Annotated in this window: 17 protein-coding genes; 11 read left to right on the top strand and 6 right to left on the bottom strand. The window is 71.4% G+C overall.

Annotated elements, in window-relative coordinates:
- Positions 1-129 precede the first annotated feature (129 nt).
- The 6 genes from speB to QMK30_RS04885 all read left to right on the top strand — a co-directional run bounded on the left by speB (position 130) and on the right by QMK30_RS04885 (position 9,820).
- Positions 130-1,107: an agmatinase gene (gene speB / locus QMK30_RS04910; protein ID WP_283515910.1), complete on the top strand. Its 978-nt coding sequence runs from the start codon at positions 130-132 to the stop codon at positions 1,105-1,107.
- Positions 1,104-2,789 (top strand): thiamine pyrophosphate-binding protein, encoded by a 1,686-nt coding sequence (locus QMK30_RS04905; RefSeq protein WP_283515909.1) that lies wholly within the window; start codon positions 1,104-1,106, stop codon positions 2,787-2,789. Before speB ends, QMK30_RS04905 begins: the two co-directional genes overlap by 4 nt.
- Before the next feature lie 163 nt (positions 2,790-2,952).
- Positions 2,953-3,870, top strand: a complete 918-nt coding sequence (locus QMK30_RS04900; protein ID WP_283515908.1) for a serine hydrolase — start codon at positions 2,953-2,955, stop codon at positions 3,868-3,870.
- 122 nt (positions 3,871-3,992) lie between these two features.
- Positions 3,993-7,724 (top strand): ABC transporter ATP-binding protein, encoded by a 3,732-nt coding sequence (locus QMK30_RS04895; RefSeq protein ID WP_283515907.1) that lies wholly within the window; start codon positions 3,993-3,995, stop codon positions 7,722-7,724.
- 134 nt (positions 7,725-7,858) lie between these two features.
- A complete protein-coding gene (locus QMK30_RS04890) occupies positions 7,859-8,236 on the top strand; it encodes a hypothetical protein (RefSeq protein WP_283515906.1) in 378 nt (125 codons plus the stop codon).
- 159 nt (positions 8,237-8,395) lie between these two features.
- Positions 8,396-9,820 (top strand): S28 family serine protease, encoded by a 1,425-nt coding sequence (locus QMK30_RS04885; protein WP_283515905.1) that lies wholly within the window; start codon positions 8,396-8,398, stop codon positions 9,818-9,820.
- A gap of 43 nt (positions 9,821-9,863) precedes the next feature.
- Here the strand turns inward: QMK30_RS04885 and QMK30_RS04880 are convergent, their stop codons facing one another.
- From QMK30_RS04880 to QMK30_RS04870, 3 genes are all read right to left on the bottom strand, one after another.
- Positions 9,864-10,478, bottom strand: coding sequence for a hypothetical protein (locus tag QMK30_RS04880; protein WP_283515904.1), 615 nt, complete (start codon positions 10,476-10,478; stop codon positions 9,864-9,866).
- Positions 10,479-10,727: 249 nt separating this feature from the next.
- A complete protein-coding gene (locus tag QMK30_RS04875) occupies positions 10,728-12,554 on the bottom strand; it encodes a glycoside hydrolase family 3 protein (protein WP_283515903.1) in 1,827 nt (608 codons plus the stop codon).
- Positions 12,555-13,024: 470 nt separating this feature from the next.
- Positions 13,025-13,942: a LysR family transcriptional regulator gene (locus QMK30_RS04870; protein WP_283516103.1), complete on the bottom strand. Its 918-nt coding sequence runs from the start codon at positions 13,940-13,942 to the stop codon at positions 13,025-13,027.
- 111 nt (positions 13,943-14,053) lie between these two features.
- On the opposite strand from QMK30_RS04870, the gene QMK30_RS04865 reads away from it, so the two are divergent.
- Positions 14,054-14,977, top strand: coding sequence for an EamA family transporter (locus tag QMK30_RS04865; protein ID WP_283515902.1), 924 nt, complete (start codon positions 14,054-14,056; stop codon positions 14,975-14,977).
- A gap of 89 nt (positions 14,978-15,066) precedes the next feature.
- On the opposite strand, the gene QMK30_RS04860 is transcribed toward QMK30_RS04865, so the two are convergent.
- Both QMK30_RS04860 and QMK30_RS04855 read right to left on the bottom strand, forming a co-directional pair.
- Positions 15,067-15,873, bottom strand: a complete 807-nt coding sequence (locus QMK30_RS04860) for a sugar phosphate isomerase/epimerase family protein (protein WP_283515900.1) — start codon at positions 15,871-15,873, stop codon at positions 15,067-15,069.
- Complete coding sequence (locus tag QMK30_RS04855; RefSeq protein WP_283515898.1) at positions 15,870-16,805, bottom strand: bifunctional helix-turn-helix transcriptional regulator/GNAT family N-acetyltransferase; 936 nt, start codon at positions 16,803-16,805, stop codon at positions 15,870-15,872. Before QMK30_RS04855 ends, QMK30_RS04860 begins: the two co-directional genes overlap by 4 nt.
- 112 nt (positions 16,806-16,917) lie before the next feature.
- Between QMK30_RS04855 and QMK30_RS04850 the strand changes: the two genes are divergently transcribed.
- Entirely contained in the window at positions 16,918-17,778 is an 861-nt protein-coding gene (locus tag QMK30_RS04850; protein WP_283515896.1) for an ABC transporter substrate-binding protein, read from the top strand.
- 117 nt (positions 17,779-17,895) lie between these two features.
- Here QMK30_RS04850 and QMK30_RS04845 read toward each other — a convergent pair whose 3' ends face one another.
- The gene (locus QMK30_RS04845) at positions 17,896-18,966 is read right to left on the bottom strand and encodes a LacI family DNA-binding transcriptional regulator (protein WP_283515894.1); all 1,071 of its coding nucleotides are present in this window, start codon (positions 18,964-18,966) and stop codon (positions 17,896-17,898) included.
- 95 nt (positions 18,967-19,061) lie between these two features.
- On the opposite strand from QMK30_RS04845, the gene QMK30_RS04840 reads away from it, so the two are divergent.
- From QMK30_RS04840 to QMK30_RS04830, 3 genes are read left to right on the top strand one after another with little or no spacing between them, the layout of a single operon-like run.
- Positions 19,062-20,213, top strand: a complete 1,152-nt coding sequence (locus tag QMK30_RS04840) for a Gfo/Idh/MocA family protein (protein WP_283515893.1) — start codon at positions 19,062-19,064, stop codon at positions 20,211-20,213.
- On the top strand, positions 20,210-21,373 hold the full coding sequence (locus QMK30_RS04835) for a dihydrodipicolinate synthase family protein (protein ID WP_283515891.1): 1,164 nt from the start codon (positions 20,210-20,212) through the stop codon (positions 21,371-21,373). The genes QMK30_RS04840 and QMK30_RS04835 overlap by 4 nt, the downstream gene beginning before the upstream one ends.
- Entirely contained in the window at positions 21,366-22,193 is an 828-nt protein-coding gene (locus QMK30_RS04830; protein ID WP_283515889.1) for a sugar phosphate isomerase/epimerase family protein, read from the top strand. The genes QMK30_RS04835 and QMK30_RS04830 overlap by 8 nt, the downstream gene beginning before the upstream one ends.
- Positions 22,194-22,200: the final 7 nt, after the last annotated feature.

The raw sequence follows: 22,200 nt of genomic DNA, 5'->3' as shown, positions 1-22,200 counted from the left end.
CGACCGGCACGGCGGTGCTCGCGGCCTGGCGGGAGCGGCTGGCGGGCCGGGGCGCGGAACCGGTACCCGAGGCCGCCACCACCCTTTAGAGTCTCAAAACGCAACGAAGCGCAAAAAAAGGAATTTCACATGAGCAGCAACGAGCAGCAGCCGCGCGGCCCCGTCGACTCGTCCCGCATCCCGCGGTACGCAGGACCCGCGACGTTCGCCCGGCTGCCCCGCCTCGACGAGGTCGGCGGCAGGACCGACGTCGCCGTGGTCGGAGTGCCCTTCGACTCCGGGGTCTCCTACCGGCCCGGAGCCCGCTTCGGCGGCAACGCCATCCGCGAGGCATCGCGTCTCCTGCGCCCGTACAACCCGGCGCAGGACGCCTCGCCGTTCGCACTCGCGCAGGTCGCCGACGCCGGTGACATCGCCGCGAACCCGTTCAACATCAACGAGGCCGTCGACACCATCGAGGCCGCCGCCGACGACCTGCTAGGCAGCGGCGCCCGCATGATGACCCTCGGCGGTGACCACACCATCGCGCTGCCCCTGCTGCGCTCGGTCGCCAAGAAGCACGGCCCGGTCGCGCTGCTGCACTTCGACGCGCATCTGGACACCTGGGACACGTACTTCGGCGCCGAGTACACGCACGGCACCCCGTTCCGCCGGGCCGTCGAGGAGGGCATCCTCGACACCGAGGCGCTCAGCCACGTCGGCACGCGCGGCCCGCTGTACGGCAAGAAGGACCTGGACGACGACGCCAAGATGGGCTTCGGCATCGTCACTTCGGCCGACGTCATGCGACGCGGCGTCGACGAGGTCGCCGACCAGCTGCGCCAGCGCATCGGCGACCGCCCGCTCTACATCTCCATCGACATCGACGTCCTGGACCCGGCGCACGCCCCCGGCACCGGCACCCCGGAGGCCGGCGGCCTGACCTCGCGCGAGCTCCTTGAGATCATCCGTGGCCTCTCCGACTGCAACCTGGTCTCCGCGGACGTCGTCGAGGTCGCCCCGGCCTACGACCACGCCGAGATCACCTCCGTCGCCGCCTCCCACACGGCGTACGAGCTGACCACGATCATGTCCCGTCAGATCTCGGCGGCGAGGGCGTCGAAGTGACCCACGACCACGACCTGGTGCTGCGCCCCACCGAGGCGCAGACCACCGCGGCGCTCAACCGGCCCCCCGGCCGCAACGGCGGCGACCTCGTCATCGAGACGCTGCAAGGCCTCGGCGCGACCACCGTCTTCGGGCTGCCGGGACAGCACGCGCTCGGCATGTTCGACGCGCTGCGCCGCTCCTCGCTGACGTACATCGGACTGCGCGTCGAGAACAACGCGGGCTTCGCCGCCGACGCCTACGGCCGCGTCACCGGCGAGGCCGCGCCACTGCTCCTGTCCACCGGGCCCGGCGCGCTCACCTCGCTGGCCGCGCTCCAGGAGGCGGCGGCTGCCTCCGCCCCCGTCCTCGCGATCAGCAGCCAGATCCCCACCGCGGGACTCGGCGGCGGCCGGCACGGCTATCTGCATGAACTCCGCGACCAGAAGGCGTCGTTCCGCGACATCGTGAAGTCCGTGCACACGGTGCGCTCCGCCTCGCAGATCCCGTCCGCCATAGCCGAGGCGTGGGAGTCGGCCCTGGCCGCCCCGCACGGCCCGGTGTGGATCGAGATCCCGCAGGACGTACTCCTCGCTGAGACGATGCTGCCGGTCGTCACGGCCATGGACGCGACCCCGCGTGAGCTGCCCCCGCGCCCCGAACTGACCGCGCTGGCAGCCCACTTGCTGTCCACCGCGTCCCGTCCGGCGATCATCGCGGGCGGCGGAGTCGTACGCTCCGACGCGGCCGGCAAGCTGCTCGCGCTCGCCGAGCGGCTGAACACGCCGGTCGTCACGACCTTCGGCGGCAAGGGCGCCTTCCCCTGGGAGCACCCGCTGTCGCTCCAGTCCTGGATGGAGGACCGGCACACCACCGACCTCCTGGAGGACGCCGACGTCCTGCTCGTGGTCGGCTCGGGCCTCGGTGAACTGTCCTCGAACTACGGCACGTTCCGCCCGCGCGGCCGGGTCGTCCAGATCGAGGCGGACCTCGGCAAGCTGGAGTCGAACTACCCGGCGCTCGGCATCCACGCCGACGCGCGACTGGCGCTCTCCGCGCTCCTGGAGACCGTCCCCGAGCGCGCGGACCCGACGGCGGCCGAGCGGGTACGCACCGTCCTCACCGCCGTACGGGCCCGTATCGCGTCCCAGGGCCTGGACCTGGAGCAGCGCGTCCTCGCCTCGGTGCGGGACGCCCTGCCCGCCACCTCGCCCAGCTTCTGGGACATGACGATCCTGGCCTACTGGGCCTGGTCCGCGTGGCCGGGCGCGCTGCACTCCGCGCAGGGCGCGGGCGGCCTCGGCTACGGCTTCCCGGCGGCGCTCGGCGCCTCGGCGGCCGACCGCACGAAGCCGGTCCTCGCGGTCTCCGGCGACGGCGGCGCGATGTACTCGATCGCCGAGCTCGCGACGGCCCGCCAGTACAACCTGCCGGTCACCTGGCTGATCGTCGACGACGGGGGCTACGGCATCCTCCGCGAGTACATGACGGACGCCTTCGGCGAGAGCACCGGCACGGAACTCTCCCGCCCGGACTTCGTGGCCCTGGCCGAGTCCTTCGGCGTCCCGGCGACCCGCACGACCCCCGACGCCCTGCGCGAGGACCTGGCGAGGGCCCTGTCGGAGCCGGGGCCCTCGGTCGTCGTACTCCCGTCGCTGCTGCGGATGTTCGCCCCGACGCACCTGGAGAACGGCGACAGCTGAAGTGGGGTGCGGGGGGCAGCGTCTCCCGCACCGCACGGGCGTCCGCCTCGGTTGATAACGCCTGTTACACACCTGTATCGAACGGACGTGTGCGCCCCGTACAACCTTTCCGCCCCCTGCGGGTCATCTGAAGCAGTAACCAACGGGGACGGGGAACCACACCATGACGCACCACCGAATAACGCGCGCCGCCATAGCCACAGCCCTGGCCGGGGCCGTTCTTGTGCCGCTGTCCGCCGCGGCGCCCGCCGCCGCCGCTCCCGCGCCGATGGTGGCCTGTACCTCGGTCAAGGCCGGGCTCGCGACCAAGCTCACCAAGGACATCACCACCGCGCTCAGAGGACGCAAGTCGCTGACGGCGATCTCGCTGCACGACCGCACCACCAAGACCACGTGCACCCTGCGCGCCACGCAGAAGTACGACTCCGCGAGCGTGGTCAAGACGACCGTCCTCGCCGCACTGCTGTGGGACGCCAAGAAGACCAGCCGCTTCCTGACGGCCCGCGAGACCAAGCTCGCCACCGCCATGATCACCAAGTCGGACAACGACTCGACCAGCGCGCTGTGGGCGCAGCTCGGCCCGACGAAGATCAAGAAGTTCCTGCAGGCGGCCAGGATGACCGACACCGTGCCCGGCGCCGGACGCTACTGGGGCCTGACACAGGTCACCGCGCGCGACGAGCAGAAGCTGCTCGACCTGCTCACCGCGAAGAACACCGTGCTGAGCGACAACTCGCGCGGCTACATCCTCGGCCTGATGCGCAAGGTCATCTCCTCCCAGCGCTGGGGCACCCCCGCGGGCGCCCCCTCCTCCGCCACCATCCAGGTCAAGAACGGCTGGCTGCCGCGCTCCACGCACGGCTGGCGGGTGCACTCCATGGGCGCGTTCACGGGCGGTCGCCACAACTACGCGATGACCGTCCTCACGCACGACAACCCGGCCATGAAGGACGGCGTGAACACCATCCAGGCCGTGTCCAAGGCGATCCACAAGGCCCTCAACCCCACGGCCGCCGCGTCGACCCTGTACGCCCCGACGCAGACCCCGAGCGAGGCGATCCCGGCGGTGCCGAAGCCCTGAGCCCGCACTCCGGCTCCCGAACGGACGTCCGTGCTGCCGGCCGCATTCTGTTGCGGCGGGATGAAATCCGCACTTCACCGCGTTGGTGACTTCCGGCAGCACAGGACGACCGGGAGGCAGCAGTGGCGGCGGCAGATCAAGGGTGGGCACGGCGGCTGACGGGCTATGCCTGGCGGTACCGGCGGAACGTGGTGCTCGCGCTCGGCTCCTCGCTCGGCGGCATGGCGGTGATGGCCCTCGTGCCGCTGATCACCAAGATCGTCATCGACGACGTCATCGGTGAGCACTCCCGCTCCCTCGCCGTGTGGACCGGGCTGCTGATCATCGCGGCCCTGGTCGTGTACGTCATGACGTACATCCGGCGCTACTACGGCGGGCGGCTCGCCCTCGACGTCCAGCACGACCTGCGCACCGAGATGTACGGGACCATCAGCCGCCTCGACGGCAAGCGGCAGGACGAGCTGTCCACCGGCCAGGTCGTCGGGCGCGCCACCAGCGACCTCCAGCTGATCCAGAGCCTGCTCTTCATGCTCCCGATGACCATCGGGAACGTGCTGCTCTTCATCATCTCCATCGCGATCATGGCGTGGCTCTCGCTGCCGCTCACCCTCGTCGCGCTGGCCGTCGCCCCCGCGCTGTGGTTCATCGCCAAGCGCAGCCGCGTCCGGCTCTTCCCCGCCACCTGGTACGCCCAGGGCCAGGCCGCCGCCGTCGCGGGCGTCGTCGACGGCGCCGTCTCCGGCGTACGCGTCGTGAAGGGCTTCGGCCAGGAGGACCAGGAGACCGGCAAGCTGCGCGAGGTCGGCCGCCGTCTGTTCGCCGGGCGCCTGCGTACCGTGAAGCTGAACTCCCGCTACACCCCGGCCCTGCAGGCCGTACCCGCACTCGGGCAGGTCGCGATGCTCGCGCTCGGCGGCTGGCTGGCCACCCGTGGCCAGATCACCCTCGGCACCTTCGTCGCCTTCTCCACCTACCTCGCGCAGCTCGTCGGGCCCGTCCGGATGCTCGCCATGGTCCTGACCGTCGGCCAGCAGGCACGGGCCGGCGTCGAGCGCGTCCTGGAGCTCATCGACACCGAGCCGTCCATCGCCGACGGCACCAAAGAACTGCCCGCCGACGCACCCGCCACCGTCGAATTCGACGACGTGTCGTTCGGCTACGACACCGACCGCCCCGTCCTCGACGGTTTCTCGCTGAGCATCGCGCCCGGCGAGACCGTCGCCGTCGTCGGCTCGTCGGGCAGCGGCAAGTCCACCGTCTCGCTGCTGCTGCCCCGCTTCTACGACGTGTCACGCGGCGCGGTCCTGATCGGCGGCCACGATGTGCGTGAGCTGACGCTCGAATCGCTGCGGGCGGCCATCGGGCTCGTACCCGAGGACAGTTTCCTGTTCTCCGACACCGTGCGCGCCAACATCGCCTACGGCTTCCCCGACGCCACCCAGGAGCAGATCGAGACCGCCGCCCGCGCCGCCCAGGCCGACCGGTTCGTCTCCGAGCTGCCCGACGGCTACGACACGACGGTCGGCGAACACGGGCTCAGCCTCTCCGGCGGCCAGCGCCAGCGCCTCGCACTGGCCCGCGCCATCCTCACCGATCCGCGCCTGCTCCTCCTCGACGACGCCACGTCGGCCGTGGACGCGCGCGTGGAGCACGAGATCCACGAAGCGCTGAAGTCCGTCATGGCCGGGCGCACCACCCTGCTGATCGCGCACCGCCGCTCCACCCTCAACCTCGCCGACCGCATCGCCGTCCTCGACGGCGGCCGGCTCGCCGACATCGGCACCCACGAGGAGCTCCAGCGCCGCTCCGCGCTCTACCGGCGGCTGCTCACCGACCCCGACGAGCTCGGCGGCGTATCACCGGGGCACGTGCTGCCGGTGGCCACCGCGGAGCCCGACGACCGCTGCGTACAGGCCGAGCTCGACGCGGAGTTCGACGCCGAGCGCGGCATCACGCCCGAGCTGTGGGTGCGCGACGAGACCGCGCCCGACACGGCGACCGACCACGCCCCCGGCATGACCGCGACCCCCGAGCTGTTGGCGCAGGTCGAGGCGCTGCCGCCCGCCGACGACGTACCGGACATCGACGAGGCGCGCGCCGTGCGGGCCGAGGAGTCCTACGGGCTGCGCCGGCTGCTCCGCGGCTTCCGGTTGCCCCTGCTGATCAGCCTGCTGCTCGTGACCATCGACGCGGGCATGGGCCTGCTCCTGCCGGTCATGATCAGGCACGGCATCGACGAGGGCGTCACCCAGCTCTCCCTCGGCGCCGTCTGGGCGGCTTCCGCCCTCGCGCTGCTGTCCGTCGTCATCCAGTGGACGGCGCAGACCGGCGAGATGCGGATGACCGGACGCACCGGCGAACGCGTCCTCTACTCGCTGCGGCTCAAGATCTTCGCGCAGCTCCAGCGGCTCGGCCTCGACTACTACGAGCGCGAACTGTCCGGCCGCATCATGACCCGCATGACCACCGACGTGGACGCCTTGTCCACGTTCCTGCAGACCGGCCTGGTCACGGCCTTCGTCTCCGTCGTCACCTTCTTCGGCGTCATGGTCGCCCTCCTGGTCATCGACGTGGAGCTGGCCCTGGTCGTCTTCGCGACCCTGCCGATCCTGGTCTTCGGCACGTACTTCTTCCGCAGGAAGAGCGTCCAGGCGTACGAGCTGGCCCGCGACCGCGTCGCCCTGGTCAACGCCGACCTCCAGGAGTCGGTGGCCGGGCTGCGTATCGTGCAGGCCTTCCGCCGCGAGCGCAGCGGCGCCGAGCGCTTCGCCGCCCGCAGCGACAGCTACCGTCAGGCGCGGGTGCGCGGCCAGTGGCTGATCTCCATCTACTTCCCGTTCGTCCAGCTGCTGTCGTCGGTGGCCGCCGCCGCGGTAATGATCGTCGGCGCGGGGCGGATCGAGGCGGGTACCCTCACCGCCGGTGCGCTCGTCGCGTACCTGCTCTACATCGAGCTGTTCTTCGCCCCTGTGCAGCAGCTCTCCCAGGTCTTCGACGGCTACCAGCAGGCGACCGTCTCGCTGGGACGCATCCAGGAGCTCCTCCAGGAGCCCACGTCGACCGCCGCCGCCACCGAGCCGCTGGACGTCCTGTCGCTACGCGGCGAGATCGCCTTCGAGGACGTGTCGTTCCAGTACGGCACTGCCGACGGGCCCGAGGAGGCCCTCACCGGGATCTCCCTGAGCATCCCGGCGGGCCAGAGCGTCGCGTTCGTCGGCGAGACCGGCGCGGGCAAGTCCACCCTGGTCAAGCTGGTCGCCCGGTTCTACGACCCGACCAGCGGCCGGGTCACCGCCGACGGCACCGACCTGCGCGACCTGGACATGACGGCGTACCGCCACCGCCTGGGCGTCGTCCCGCAGGAGGCGTACCTCTTCACCGGTACGGTCCGCGACGCCATCGCGTACGGGCGGCCCGGCGCGAGCGACGCGGAGGTCGAGGCGGCGGCACGCGCGGTCGGCGCCCACGACATGATCGCCACCCTCGAAGGCGGCTACCTCCACGAGGTCGCCGAGCGCGGCCGCAATCTGTCGGCCGGCCAGCGCCAGCTCATCGCGCTGGCTCGCGCCGAGCTCGTCGACCCCGACGTCCTGCTGCTCGACGAGGCGACCGCCGCCCTCGACCTGGCCACCGAGGCCCACGTCAACCAGGCCACGGACCGTCTCACCGGCCGCCGCACCACGCTGGTCGTCGCGCACCGGCTGACGACGGCGGCGCGGGCGGACCGGGTGGTCGTCATGGACCACGGGCGGGTCGTCGAGGACGGCACGCATGACGAGCTGCTCGCGCTGGACGGCAGCTACGCGCGGCTGTGGCGGTCCTTCATCGGCGAGGACGAGCCCGCGACGGTCTGAACGGCCTGCCACGTCGGTGCAACCACCCCCCACCTCCCACGCGTCCGTACGCACGTACGCTCCTGTGAGCGAAGGTGGTACGGATGTTCGGTGGGGTGGTCGGGTCGGGTGGGGCGAATGGGACGAGTGGGGAAATGAGAAAGCAGCTGGCGTACGGACTTGCCGTGGTGATCGCGGCTTCGGGCCTGGCCCTGGCGGGTCCGGGTATCCAGGGCGCCGAGGCCGCCGCCAGCTGCTCCGGCCGCAAGGTCAGAACGGTCACCTTCGCCACCGGTGAGCTGCGGATCTACAAGAGCCGCCAGTACGTGTGCGCCATGGCCGTGGCCAAGCGGCCCGGCGTACGCCAGAAGATGTCGGTCACCCTCCAGGCGCGCGGCAGCCGCATCGCCAAGGACAGCGGCACTTTCACCGTCCGGGCCGGCCCGGTGACGGTCTACGCCCTCAACCGCTGTGTCCGCTCGGTGGGTTCCGTCGGCAACAAGAAGGCATCCAGTGGCTGGATTCTCTGCTGATTCTCTGCTGATTCTCTGCTGATTCGCGCCGATACCCGCTGATTTCGGCTATTCCCGTTGTCCCCTGTATCCCATGCACCCTCCCCTCAACAAGGTCTGGTGGAGCGACAGTTGCGCCGCTAGGTTCGCGTGGTCGTCTGTGACTACAGGGGAGGACGAATGCGCAAAGCGCTCAGATGGCTGCTGTCGTTCGCGGTGCTCATAGGCACCGTCGGAATCAGCAGCGCACCGGCCGGGGCGGCCACCGCCGCCGAGCCGGACATCAAGGACAGGATCCTCGCGATACCGGGGATGAGCCTCATAGAGGAAAAGCCGTACACCGGCTACCGCTATTTCGTACTGAACTACACTCAGCCGGTCGATCACCGGCACCCGTCCAAGGGCACCTTCAAGCAGCGAATAACCCTGCTGCACAAGGACACCAACCGCCCGACGGTCTTCTTCACCAGTGGCTACAACGTCTCGACGAACCCCAGCCGCAGTGAGCCGACCCGGATCGTCGACGGCAACCAGGTGTCGATGGAATACCGCTTCTTCACCCCGTCCCGGCCCAGCCCGGCGGACTGGTCGAAGCTCGACATCAAGCAGGCCGCGAGCGACCAGCACCGCATTTTCACGGCGCTGAAGAAGATCTACTCCAAGAACTGGCTGTCCACGGGTGGCTCCAAGGGCGGCATGACCGCCACCTACTACGAGCGCCACTTCCCGCGTGACATGGACGGTGTCGTCGCGTACGTCGCGCCCAACGACGTGGTGAACAACGAGGACTCGGCGTACGACCGGTTCTTCCGCAACGTCGGCACCCGCGAGTGCCGCGACAAGCTGAACGCGGTGCAGCGCGAGGCGCTGGAGCGCCGTGGCCCGCTGAGCGCCAAGTACCAGGAGTGGGCGACTGCGAACGGCGTCACCTTCCAGACGATCGGCACCCTGGACAAGGCGTACGAGTCCACGGTCCTCGACTTCGTCTGGGCCTTCTGGCAGTACAGCCTGGCCGCCGACTGCGCGGCCGTGCCCGCCCCGGACGCCTCCGACCAGGAGATCTACGACTACGTGGACTCCATCTCGGGCTTCTCCGCGTACACGGACCAGGGCCTGAACACCTACACGCCGTACTACTACCAGGCGGGCACCCAGCTGGGTGCCCCGATGGTCGAGTACCCGCACCTCAAGGGCCTGATGAAGTACGGGCCCGAGTACTTCACGCCGCGCGCGTACGTGCCGCGCGAGATCCCGATGAAGTTCAATCCGGGTGCGATGCGTGACGTCGACAACTGGGTGCGGCACAACGCCGACCAGATGCTCTTCGTGTACGGGCAGAACGACCCGTGGGGTGCCGAGCCCTTCCACCTGAGCAGGGGCGCGCGCGACTCCTACGTCTACACCGCGCCGGGTGCCAACCACGGCGCCAATGTCGCGGGTCTCGTGCCGGCCGAGAAGGCGAAGGCCACCGCCGAGATCCTTCAATGGGCAGGGGTCGCTCCGGCGGCCGTCCAGGAGGACGCGGCGAAGGCGAAGCCGCTGGCGAAGTTCGACGCGAAGCTCGACAAGAGCGACATCGAGCGCGAGCAGATGCTGCGGCCGTAGCGCTTCGACAGCGTTTTGGGGCCGCGCCCGCCGTGGTGGCTGTTCACACCCGGCGGGCGCAGCCCACTGCTTCGGCCCCGCCCAATCGCACGAACAGCCGCGTCGACGGCGGGCACTGCGCGCGCCGCGCCACCGCGTCCGTCACCTCGAACCTCGGAGCCGTCTCGCCCGATCCGTCGCAGGCGGTCTCCTTCACCTGGCCCTCGCGCGCCGTGTAGAGGCAGTCGCCGACCACGGTGCGTGGCCCGCCGCCCCGGCCCGGGTCGCCCGCATGGGGCTCTTCGAGGTTGCGCATGCACGCGTAGCCGCGCGGCACCGCGCCGTCGCCGTCCTCGTCGAAGGCCGGCCTGCTCTCCGAGATGTGCAGCACGAAGTCCGTCGTCGGCGGGCACGGGGCGCCCTCGGCCGGGCGGCCGTCGTGGCGGTCGAGCACCCGGGCCGAGGCCTTCTCGCTGCCGCAGGACACCTCACGGAAGTCACGCCCGCGCGAGCTGCACTCGGCGACGCCGAGGAAGGTCGCGCCGTACCCGGAAGGGGTGACCGCGCCGGTGGACCCGCTCGCCGCGCTTTCCTGCCCGGCCGGCTTCTGACACGAGGTCAGCGCCGCCGACGCGAGCAGCAGGGCGCACACCACCCCCGTGAACCGGTCCATCCGCATGCCGAACCCCCGATCCCTCCCCCCAGCGTGGCCCGCACGGGCGGGCGCACGCCAGAGGCGCGGCGGGCTTTGCGTCACTCGAGGGTGGTGCGCGGGGGCGTGGCGTAGGGCGCGTACGCCTGTTGGGGCAGCGAGGCCCTCCCGGCGGATCGGCGTCGGGCAGTCCGGCGCGACCCTGCGGCCTGTCCGATGGATCGGGGCCGGACAGGCCGTAGCAGGAGGCCCAAGCAGGAGGGCCCAGCAGGAGCCCTAGTAGGACAGGCCGTACCCGACCGGGTGGAGCACCTTGGTCGGATCGTCCGCCCGCTGCACCGGCACGGGCAGCCGCCCCTCGGGATCCGCCCGGCCCGCGATCACCCGCGCGGCGGCGCGCAGTTCGACATCGGTCCAGGAGTACGTCGCCAGACTGGCGCCGAACCCGCTGAGCTGCGCGATGTCGTACGGATTGCGGATCGCGACGGTGACGACGGGCACCCCGGTCGCCCCCAGCGCACCGACCAGCGTGCGCTGCGTGCTGGTGGCCGAGACGTTGTACGTCCCCACGATCACGGCGTCCATCCCGTCGGCCGCCGTCACCGCCTCGCTGATCTTCGCCGGGGTCGGGGCGGTCCCGGTGGGCAGCTTCGTGACGGTGAAGCCCAGCTCGGTCAGCGCGTCGGCGAGGACGGCGGTGGGTGGTCCCGTGGTCCCGGACGGCGAGGCGGGGTCAGCGCCGACGACCAGGATCCTCCGGTGTTGTCGGCGGCTGAGGGGCAGCAGCCTCGACTTGTTCGACAGCAGGGTCGTGGTCTCCTCGGCGATCCGGTCCGCCGTCGCGAGGTGCGAACGGGTCCCCACGGTCCTGTCGACCCCCCGGTGGGAGACGTACGGGTCGCGCAGCAGCCCCAGCTTCTCCTTGAGCCGCAGGATGCGCAGCAGGGACTCGTCGACCCTGGCCATGCTCACCTCGCCTTCTCGGACCGCTTTGAGCACGGCGTTCCAGGCGACGGGCAGGTTCGGCGGGTTCAGCAGCTGGTCGCAGCCCGCGAGGAGCGCGAGGACGGGCACGCGGTCGTCGCCGTACTTCTCGCGCACGCCCGCCATGTCCAGGGCGTCGGTGACGACGACCCCGTCGTAGCCGAGCCGTTCGCGCAGGACGCCGGTCAGGATCGGGCGCGACAGCGTGGCGGGGTCCTCGGCCGGGTCGAGGGCCGGGACCAGGATGTGCGCGGTCATGATCGAGTCGATGCCGGCGGCGATCGCTGCCCGGAACGGCGGGGCGTCCAGCTGCTCCCACTGCTCGGCGGTGTGGTCGATGGTGGGCAGCCCGTAGTGGCTGTCGGTCTTGGTGTCGCCGTGCCCGGGGAAGTGCTTGGACGTCGCGGCCACCCCGGCGCCCTGGTACCCCTTGACCTGCGCGGCGACCAGCTCCGCCACGGCCCGTGGGTCGGATCCGAAGGACCGTACGCCGATGACCGGGTTCGCCGGATTGACGTTGACGTCGGCGACCGGGGCGTAGTTCTGCACGATGCCCATCGCGGCCAGCTCGGCGCCCGCGATCTGTGCCGCCTTGCGCGCGTCGGAACGCGAGCCGCCGGCCCCGAGCGCCATCGCGCCGGGCATCAGCGTGGCGGGCCTGCCGACGCGGGCGACGATGCCGTGCTCCTGGTCGGTGGAGATGAGCAACGGCAGGGGAGTGGGCTGGGCGAGCCCGGCCTCCTGGATGCCGTTGGAGAGGTCGGCGATCTGGTGCGGGGAGCGGGTGTTGTGCGCCCAGACGAAGTAGATGATGCCGCCGACGTGGTACTTCGCGATGAGCTCGGCAGCCGTCCTGACCCCCATCTCCTTGAGGTTCAGATCGATGTCGACCTGGTCGGGCGCGGTGGCGGAGTGTCCGTACACCCGCATCACGAAGAGCTGGCCGACCTTCTCCTCCAGACTCATCCGGGAGATGAGCCGCTTCAGACGGCCCTGGGGCCGGTCCTTGGCAGAAACCGATGGGGTGTCCGCGACCGCGACGGGTGCGGTGGCGACCGCGGCGGCCACCGCGGCGGTCGCGGTGAGCAGGGTGCGTCTGGAGGTGCGGTGATGGTGCACGTGAGCTCCTTCCGGCCGTACTCGACAAGCTTGGCAAGGGAATTGAAAGAAACTGCCAATGACTCACGGATATCCGGAAAATTACTGCCAGGTCAAGAGGCGCGGCAGGAGAAAGGCATTGCCGACCCCAGGAAGCGGCCGAACGGGGGAGCGGTACGGGGGTCTGCGCCCGGACCTGCGCCGGGCGGGGAGCCGCCACCGGCGCATACGAAGGGGGGCGCACCGGTGGCGGCTGTGCTGCCGGCCGCAGGCGGTTGGAGAGGGGAGTCAGCGATCGCAGCCAGCAGCGAGGGCCGACACCGCTCTGCGGAGACTCAGCGGCAGCACGCATGTTGGACGGAAATGGTTCGCCGGGGGTTCCCCGGAATGCGTGGATTTCCGGAAATGGTGCGGATGGTTCTGCTGTGGCGCCGAGATGGGCTACTGCGGGCCCGGTGGTCCGCCGACCCGCCGATCCACGGGTGCGGTGGTCAGCCGTTGTGGTCCCCCTGCACGTGCGGCCAGTGCTCCTGGAGCGTGCGTACGGTCTCGGTGATCGCGGGCCGGCGGGCCGCGCCCGTGCGCCACAGGGCGTAGAGGCGGCGGACCGGGACCGGGTCCAGCGGGACGGCGAGCACACCGGGTGGGAGCGGGCCGCGGCCCAGACGGGGGATCATCGCGACCCCCAGGCCCGCCGCGACCAGGGCGATCTGGGTGTGGTTCTCCTCCGCCCGGTGCACCAGATCCGGCTCGCAGCCCGCCGCGCGCAGGGTGCGCACGAGCCAGTCGTGGCAGACCGTGCCGGGCGGCTGGCAGATCCACCGCTGGCCCGACAGATCCTGGCGGTGTACGGACTTCCGCGCGGCCAGCGGGTGCCGCTCCGGCACGAGGAGATCGCACAGGTCGTCGCCGATGACCGCCTGCTCCACGCCGTCGGGGGCGGGCAGCGGGGCGATGTCCCAGTCGTGCGCGACGGCCAGGTCGAGCACGCCCCGGGCCACCAGGTCCACCGAGAGATGCGGGTCGACCTCGGTCATCCGGGCGTCCAACGCGGGGTGACGGTGGGCCAGTTCGGCCAGTACGCCGGGGAGCAGGCCGCGGGCCGCCGAGGCGAAGGCGCCGATCGTGAGCCGACCGCCCGGCCTGCCCCTGCGCTCCTCCAGGGTCGTCTCGGCGCGCTCCATGATCGTGAGCAACTCCTGCGCGGTGTCGGCCAGATGACGGGCCTCCTCAGTGAGCGCAACGCCCCGGCCCTGCCGCTCCAGCAGGGTCGTACGAGTCTCGCGCTCCAGCTTGGCGATCTGCTGCGAGACCGCGGAGGGCGTATAGCCCAGCGCGACGGCCGCCGCGCCGACCGAGCCGTGGACCGAGACCGCGTGCAACGCGCGCAGCCGGGACAGATCGAGCACCTCGTACCCCTTCATTCGTACTCACTCGTGCTCACCCATAAGCAACGCTGAATTCAATCATGAAGAAATCCGTGCTGGTGCTACATGGTCGCAGACGGCGATCCTCAAGGCATGCGCCCCGCACACATCGCTCTCGCCGCTCTCGTCGCCGCCCTCTGGGGGGTCAACTTCGTCGTCATCGAAGTCGGCCTCGACCACTTCCCGCCGCTGCTCTTCTCCGCCCTGCGCTTCCTCGTCGCGGCGCTGCCCGCGGTCTTCTTCGTGGGCCGTCCCAAGGTCGCCTGGAAGTGGGTGATCGGCGTCGGGCTCGCCCTGGGCGTAGGCAAGTTCGGGCTGCTATTCACCGGGATGGACGCAGGGATGACCGCCGGGCTCTCCTCGCTGGTGCTACAGATCCAGGCCGTGTTCACGGTGTTGTTCGCCGCACTCGCCCTGGGCGAACGGCCCGGCCGGGTCAGGGCCCTGGGCATGACCGTGGCGCTCGGCGGGATCGTCGTCGCCGCCGTGGACGAGGGCGCTTCGGGGCCCCTGTTCGGCTTCGCGCTGATCATCGCCGCGGCGGCCTGCTGGGGCATCTCCAACGTACTCACCCGCAAGGCGGCCGCGCCCGACGCGCTCAACTTCATGGTGTGGGTGAGTGTCGTGCCCGTACTGCCTCTGCTCGCCCTGTCGTTGCTCGTCGAAGGCCCGGACGCGGACCTGGCCGCCCTGCGCGCGTTGGACTGGGGCGGCGCGGGCGCGATCCTGTACGTCGCCTGGGTCACCACCATCTTCGGCTTCGGCGCCTGGGGCTACCTGCTGCGCCGCTACCCCGCGTCGTCCGTAGCCCCGTTCTCGCTCCTGGTGCCGGTCTTCGGAATGTCCTCGGCGGCGCTGTTCCTCGACGAGTCCATGAGCCCGCTGCGCTGGTGCGCGGCGGCGCTCCTGGTGAGCGGGGTGGCGCCGGCCTCCCAGCCGGTACGGCGACGGCGCCCGCTCGCGCCGGTGACCGAGCCGGGCCTCGGGGCGGAAGCGCCAGGTAAGTTGCCTGTTTGAACCGCGTCCATGAGGAGCCGGTCGTCCGTGGTGAGCGTCGCGGCGGAGGCAGCGCGAGGCGCTCGGAGCTCGCGCCCCGCGCCTCACCCTCAGCGCCCCGCCGCCACCAGCCCCTCCAGGTACTCGCGTCCCGCCACCAGCATCGGGGGCAGGTCCGCCGCCTGGGGGTACCAGCGCTTCTCGTACTCCCAGCACAGCCAGGTGTCCGCGTGGCCCTCGTCCGCCGCGACCAGCTGCGCCACGCAGTCCGCCAGCGGCAGCACGCCCGCGCCCAGGGCCAGCGGGGTCTTGTCCTCCGTCGACGCGATGTCCTTGACCTGGGTGTAGCCGAGCTGGGGGGCCAGAACCGCGTGTGAAGCAGCCGGGGTTTCCTCGCCCAGCCAGGTGTGCATCACGTCCCACAGAGCGCCCGCGTTCTTGTGGCCGACCGGGCCGAGCACGCGGGCCGCGGCTGCGCCCGTGCGGTGCGAGTCGTGGGTCTCCATGAGGATGCGTACGCCCATGTCCGCCGCGTGTTCCGCCGCCACGCCCAGCCGGCGGGCCGCCGTCGCGTCCGCCTCGTCCGCGCTCTGCTCGCCGCCGCCGGGGAACACCCGGATGTAGGAGGCGCCCAGGTCGCGGGCCAGGCGCAGCAGGCCGCCGATCTCCTCGTGCACCGGCAGGTCCTCACCCGGCGCCGCCACCCGCGCGTACCCCGCCACGGTCAGGATCTCGATGCCTTCGCGGGCGAACTCCGCCACGGCGTCCGCGCGCTCGCTCGCGCTGCTGCCCGGGTGGATCGGCTCCTCGGGGTGGGCGCGTAGTTCCACGCCCTGATAGCCGGTGGCGGTCGCCAGACGCGCCACGTCACGCATCGGCATGCCGGGCACCCCAAGGGTGGAGAAGGCGTACTTCATTTCGCTGTTCCTTCCTGCAAGGGCAGTCGCCAGTCCTGGCCGACCAGATCCACGCCGTACGACCGGTGCGGTTTCTCGGCGACGAGCGTGAAGCCGGCACGCTGGTAGATCCTGCGCGCGGCCACGAGCACATCATTGGTCCACAGGAGGACTTCCCGGTAGCCCACCTCGTATGCGAATTCCACCACCGCTCCGACCAGGCGTTCTCCCAGGCCGTGGCCGCGCGCGGCCGGATCGACGAACAGCAGCCGCAGACGGGCGGTGCCGGGTGCGTCGTCCCGTACGCACATCACCGAGCCGACCGGTCGCCCGTCGAGCTCGGCGATCCAGACCCGCTCCAGATACGGGTCGTGATCCTGCGCGAAGTCCGCGACGATGCGGGCCACCAGGCCCTCGAAGTCGGTGTTCCAGCCGAACTCGGCGGCGTAGAGCACGCCGTGCCGCTGCACGATCCAGCCCAGGTCGCCGGGGACCGGGTCGCGCAGCACGGGCTCTTCGGGGGGCCGGGTCCTGCTCTGGCCGAGTATGTCGCGGACCGTGCACATGGCCGCCGCGAGGCGCCGCCGGTCATCGGGCGGTACGCCGGACAGCAGTGAGCCGACGGCTTCGCGCGAGCGCTCGTCGAGCAGAGCGGCGGCCTCCCGCCCGCGCGGGGTCAGGGTGACGCGCTGGCGGCGGGCGTCGGTCATGGAGGGGCCCCGCTCCACCAGGCCGGCCCGCTCGAACTTGGTCAGCAGGCGGCTCAGATAACCGGCGTCGAGGGAGAGGCTCACGCGCAGGTCCACCGCGTCCGTGCGGGAGGAGTGGGCCAGCTCGTACAGGACCCGGGACTCGGTCAGCGTGTACGGCGTGTGCAGATGCTTGCCGTAGTCGAGCGCGCCGATGAGGTTCGTGTGGAAGCGGTTGAACGCGCGGATTTCATGAAGGTGCATGATCGCATCCACTCCGTGATCCACTCCGGGTGTTCCTTGACCTTCCTTGACTGAGTCAACGCTACGACGGGTCGGCCGCGTACGGAAGACCCGGGTGGGGCAGGACTGGGCCATGACAGCACCCACACCCACACCCACAGGCACCTGGACATTCACCGACGACCGAGGACAGCTGTCGTCGGCTCCGCGACGCCCCACCCGGGTGGTCGCGTACATACAAGCGGGAGCGACCCTGCTGGACCACGGCATCCGCCCGCTCGGCATTTTCGGCTCTTACCACGACGGCGACGCCCCCGACCGGGCCAAGTCCGGCCTGCTCGCGCTCGACGAGGTGGCGTACTTCGGGGCGGGCGAGACCCTCGACCCCGAGCGGCTGCTGGCCGCCGCCCCCGATCTCGTCGTGGCCGTCAGCTACGGCGGCAATCTGGCGTACGGCATCGCCCCGGAGGCCGCCAAGCACCTGGAGGAGCAGGTGCCGCTGGTGGTGCTCGACGTGGGGCAGGGGCGGTCGCTCGACGAGGTCAGGGAGCGGTTCGCCGCGCTCGCGGCCTCGCTCGGCGGTATGGAGGACCCCGCCGCCGAGGCCGCCCTGGACGCGGCGCGCGGGCGGCTGCGAGCGGCCTCGGCCCTGCCGGACCCGCCCGGGGTGCTGGCCCTCTCCGCGGCGGGCGCCGACCAGGTGCACCTGGCCAGGCCGCACGCCTGGCCCGATCTGCGGGCCCTGGCCGCCCTGGGCGTCAACCTGCTGGACCGGCCCCCGGGCGGCGGTGCGAGCTGGTCGACGACCGGCTGGTCCGAAGCCGTCGCGCTCGCCCCGCGCATCGTCCTGGCCGACGGCCGCGCCAACGCCGTCCCCGTGGACCCGGCCCGCTTCGGTGACGCCCGCGTCATCCCCTGGAACCCCGAACTCCCGGCCAGCCGTGCCGCGCACGCCCGGTTCTTCGACGCGGTGGCTCGGGCGCTGGCGCCGTAGGAGGGACAAGAGGGAGGGGAGGGGAGGGGAGGGGAGGGGAGCGGGAGTGCTTCGGGCGCGCGCCCGTCGGGTGGCAGGGGCCTCAACCCACGGGGGGCCTCACCGCCATAACGGGCCTCAGCCCCGCGGCGCCCCCGTCGATCCCCGCACCATCAACTCCGCCGGTACCGACGCGATGCCGCCGGGCGGCGCCGTCTCACGGCCCATGGCCAGGCGGCCCGCCCGCGCGCCCGCCTCGTACAGCGGCAGCCGTACGGTCGTCAGCGCCGGCACCGCGTCCACCGAGAACGGCAGGTCGTCGAAGCCCGCCACCGATATGTCGGCCGGGATGCGCAGGCCCCGGTCGCGCAGGGCCGCGTACGCGCCCAGTGCCACCGTGTCGTTCGCCGCTACGATCGCGGTCAAGTCGGGTGCGCGGCGCAGGAGTTCGATGGTGGCGTCGTAGCCGGACCCGCGATCGTACGGGCCGTGCAGCGTGAGCCGATCCTGGTCCTCGTCGAGTCCCGCCGCGGCCAGCGCGTCGCGGTGGCCCTCAAGGCGGTGCCGGGTGGTCGTGCGCTCCACGGGACCGGCGACGTAACCGATCCGCCGGTGTCCGAGCGCGAGCAGATGTTCGGTGAGCCGCTGCCCGCCGCCGCGGTTGTCGAAGGTGAGCGCGGCGGTGATCGACGAACCGTCGTCGTCCCCGCCCAGCGGAGGCCGGCCGCACAGCACCACCCGGGTGCCCGCGTCCGTGAGCTTCGCCAGCTTCGACGCGACCGCGGCCAGGTGCGCGGGCTCCTCGATCGCGCCGCCGGTCAGGATCACCGCGGCGGCGCGCTGCCGCTGCAACAGCGTGAGGTACGTCAGCTCGCGTTCGGGGGAGCCGCCCGTGTTGCAGACGATCGCGAGTTTCTCGCCGCCCGCCCGGCCCGTCCCCTCCTGGCCGCCGATCTGCGACTGCGCCGCCCCGGCCATGATCCCGAAGAAGGGATCCGCGATGTCGTTGACGAGGATGCCGACGAGATCGGAAGTGGCGGCGGCCAGCGCGCTGGCTGGTCCGTTGAGTACGTAGTCGAGGTCGTCGACCGCGCGCAGCACCCGTTCCCTGGTGGTGGCGGCGACCGGGTAGTTGCCGTTCAGCACGCGGGAGACGGTGGCCGGCGACACCTGGGCGCGGGCTGCCACGTCCGCCAAGGTCACTGTCATCTGGTCGTCCTCCGGGTCTTGTCCGAGTCGCTGTCCGCAGGCTAGCTTCATAGCGTGTAGAAAGCGCTTGCTATGGCCGTACGGAGGGACCTTTCGTGACACGCAAGACAGTGCGCATCGCCATGAACGGCGTTACCGGGCGGATGGGGTACCGCCAGCACCTCGTCCGCTCCATCCTCGCCATACGCGAGCAGGGCGGCCTGGACCTCGGCGACGGCACGGTCCTGTGGCCGGAGCCGGTCCTGGTGGGCCGGCGGGAGCACGCACTGAAGGAGCTCGCGGAGCGGCACGGGCTGACCGAATGGTCTACGGACCTCGACGCGGTTCTCGCCGACGAAAGCGTCGACATCTACTTCGACGCGCAGGTCACCTCCGCCCGCGAGGAGGCCATCAAGAAGGCCATCGCGGCCGGCAGGCACATCTATACGGAGAAGCCGACGGCCACCGGGGTCGACGCGGCACTCGGCCTGGCCCGGCTCGCGCGTGACGCCGGGATCAGGCACGGCGTCGTCCAGGACAAGATCTTCCTGCCGGGCCTGCTCAAGCTCAAGCGGCTGATCGACGGCGGTTTCTTCGGCGAAATCCTCTCGGTGCGCGGCGAGTTCGGATACTGGGTCTTCGAGGGCGACTGGCAGGACGCGCAGCGCCCGTCGTGGAACTACCGGGCGGAGGACGGCGGCGGCATCGTCGTCGACATGTTCCCGCACTGGGAGTACGTCCTGCATGAGCTGTTCGGCCGGGTCAGGACCGTCCAGTCGCACGTCACGACACACATCCCGCAGCGCTGGGACGAGCAGGGCAAGCCGTACGCCGCCACCGCGGACGACTCGGCGTACGGGATCTTCCAGCTGGAGGGCGGCGCGGTCGCCCAGATCAACTCCTCGTGGGCGGTGCGCGTGCACCGCGACGAGCTGGTGGAGTTCCAGGTCGACGGCACACACGGCTCGGCGGTCGCGGGACTGCGCAACTGCCGTGTCCAACACCGCAGTTCCACCCCCAAGCCCGTCTGGAACCCGGACCTTCCCGCGACCGAGTCGTTCCGCGAGCAGTGGCAGGACGTCCCGGACAACGCCACCTACGACAACGGATTCAAGGCGCAGTGGGAGCTGTTCCTGCGCCATGTCGCGCTCGACGAGCCGTACACCTGGGACCTGCTGGCGGGCGCGCGCGGTGTGCAGCTGGCTGAGCTCGGGCTCAAGTCATCGGCCGAGGGCCGCCGTTACGACGTACCGGAGCTCTCGCTGTGACGATCCTCCTGCCGCACGCCGACGGGCGCACCCGCCCGTACGAACCGAGGGCCGTGCCGCTCACCCCCGCGTCGGGCGGCCCGGCGCTCGCCTCCCGGACGGTGTACTCGGCGGCCCATGTGGTGGCCGACCCGTACGTCGACGTGTCGCCCGACTCGCCCGCGGCGGTCGACTGGGACACCACACTCGCCTTCCGGCGCCACCTGTGGTCGCACGGCCTGGGCGTCGCCGAGGCGATGGACACCGCGCAGCGGGGGATGGGCCTGGACTGGGCGGGCGCGGCGGAGCTCATCCGCCGCTCGGGCGCGGAGGCGAAGGCGGTCGGCGGCACGATCGCGTGCGGCGTCGGCACCGACCAACTCGCCCCCGGCGTAAACACCTTGGCCGAGGTCACGGCGGCGTACGAGGAGCAGCTCGCCCTCGTAGAGTCGTCCGGGGCGCGGGCGATCCTGATGGCGTCACGGGCGCTCGCCGAGGCGGCGCGTGGCCCCGAGGACTACCTCGCGACGTACGGGCATCTGCTGCGCCAGGCGAGCGGGCCGGTGGTGCTGCACTGGCTGGGCCCGATGTTCGACCCGGCGCTGGACGGCTACTGGGGGAGCGCGGACCTGGACGCGGCGACCGAGACCTTTCTGGAGGTCGTGGCGTCCCACCCGGACAAGGTCGACGGCATCAAGATCTCGCTGCTCGACGCCCAGCGCGAGATCGTGGTGCGGCGCAGGCTGCCGCGCGGCGTGCGGTGCTACACGGGGGACGACTTCAACTACCCCGAGTTGATCGCGGGCGACGACCACGGCTTCAGCCACGCGCTGCTCGGCATCTTCGACCCGCTGGGGCCGCTCGCGGCGGAGGCGGTACGGGTGCTGGACACGGGGGACAGCAAGGGCTTCCGTGAACTCCTCGACCCGACGGTCGAGCTGTCCCGGCACCTCTTCCAGCCGCCGACCCGCTTCTACAAGACGGGCGTGGTGCTGCTCGCCTGGCTGGCGGGCCACCAGAGCCACTTCACCATGGTCGGCGGCCTCCAGTCGGCGCGCTCGCTCCCGCATCTGGCGCGCGCGTACGAACTGGCGGACGGGCTGGGCCTGTTCCCCGACCCGGGACTGGCGGAGTCCCGGATGCGCTCACTCCTCACGGTGCATGGAGTCCCCAATGACTGACCGCTCTCTCTTTATGTCCCGCCTCAGCCTCAACCAGGAGACGATCAAGCAGTGGTCGTTGCCGGAGCTGGTGGAGGGCTGCGCCAAGGCGGGCGTCACCGGTGTGGGCCTGTGGCGGGCGCCGGTCCAGGAGTACGGCGTCGAGCGCGCCGCGCGCCTGGTGCGGGACGCGGGGCTGGCCGTCACCAGCCTGTGCCGGGGCGGCTTCCTGACCGGCGACGACCGGGGCCCTGCCCTGGCCGACAACCGCCGGGCGATCGACGAGGCGGCGACGCTGGGCACGGCCACGCTGGTCCTGGTGTCGGGCGGCCTGCCCCCGGGCAGCAGCGACCTGCACGGGGCGCGCGAACGCATCGCGGACTGCCTGGCCGAGCTGGCGCCGTACGCGGCGGAGCGCGGTGTGCGCCTGGCGATCGAGCCGCTGCATCCGATGTACGCGGCGGACCGCTGCGTGGTCTCGACCCTGGGGCAGGCGCTGGATCTGGCGGAGCGGTTCCCGGTGGAGCGGGTGGGGGTGGTCGTCGACACGTACCACCTGTGGTGGGACGAGCGGGTGGGGGCGGAGATCGCGCGCGCGGGGTTGCGTATCGCCGCTTTCCAACTGGCCGACTGGGTCACGCCGTTGCCTGCGGGTGTGCTGCTCGGCCGGGGGCAACTGGGTGACGGCTCGGTCGACTTCCGGTGGTTCCGGGAGCGGGTCGACGCGGCGGGCTACGACGGCCCGATCGAGGTCGAGATCTTCAACGAGGCGCTGTGGGCGCGGGACGGTGCGGAGGTCCTGGCGGAGGTGGCGGAGCGGTACGTGGAGTGCGTGGGGTAGGTGGCGG

The organism is Streptomyces sp. H27-C3 (assembly GCF_030063415.1).
Classification (GTDB): domain Bacteria; phylum Actinomycetota; class Actinomycetes; order Streptomycetales; family Streptomycetaceae; genus Streptomyces.
This window is presented reverse-complemented; position numbering and strand designations above follow the sequence as displayed.

Excerpts from the sequence above, each read along its gene's own strand:
- QMK30_RS04880 (WP_283515904.1), bottom strand. The coding sequence starts at position 10,478 with ATGCGGATGGACCGGTTCACGGGGGTGGTGTGCGCCCTGCTGCTCGCG.
- QMK30_RS04845 (WP_283515894.1), bottom strand. The coding sequence starts at position 18,966 with ATGACAGTGACCTTGGCGGACGTGGCAGCCCGCGCCCAGGTGTCGCCG.
- QMK30_RS04900 (WP_283515908.1), top strand. The coding sequence starts at position 2,953 with ATGACGCACCACCGAATAACGCGCGCCGCCATAGCCACAGCCCTGGCC.
- QMK30_RS04855 (WP_283515898.1), bottom strand. The coding sequence starts at position 16,805 with ATGCACCTTCATGAAATCCGCGCGTTCAACCGCTTCCACACGAACCTC.
- QMK30_RS04860 (WP_283515900.1), bottom strand. The coding sequence starts at position 15,873 with ATGAAGTACGCCTTCTCCACCCTTGGGGTGCCCGGCATGCCGATGCGT.
- QMK30_RS04890 (WP_283515906.1), top strand. The coding sequence starts at position 7,859 with ATGAGAAAGCAGCTGGCGTACGGACTTGCCGTGGTGATCGCGGCTTCG.
- QMK30_RS04865 (WP_283515902.1), top strand. The coding sequence starts at position 14,054 with ATGCGCCCCGCACACATCGCTCTCGCCGCTCTCGTCGCCGCCCTCTGG.
- speB (WP_283515910.1), top strand. The coding sequence starts at position 130 with ATGAGCAGCAACGAGCAGCAGCCGCGCGGCCCCGTCGACTCGTCCCGC.
- QMK30_RS04830 (WP_283515889.1), top strand. The coding sequence starts at position 21,366 with ATGACTGACCGCTCTCTCTTTATGTCCCGCCTCAGCCTCAACCAGGAG.
- QMK30_RS04850 (WP_283515896.1), top strand. The coding sequence starts at position 16,918 with ATGACAGCACCCACACCCACACCCACAGGCACCTGGACATTCACCGAC.
- QMK30_RS04885 (WP_283515905.1), top strand. The coding sequence starts at position 8,396 with ATGCGCAAAGCGCTCAGATGGCTGCTGTCGTTCGCGGTGCTCATAGGC.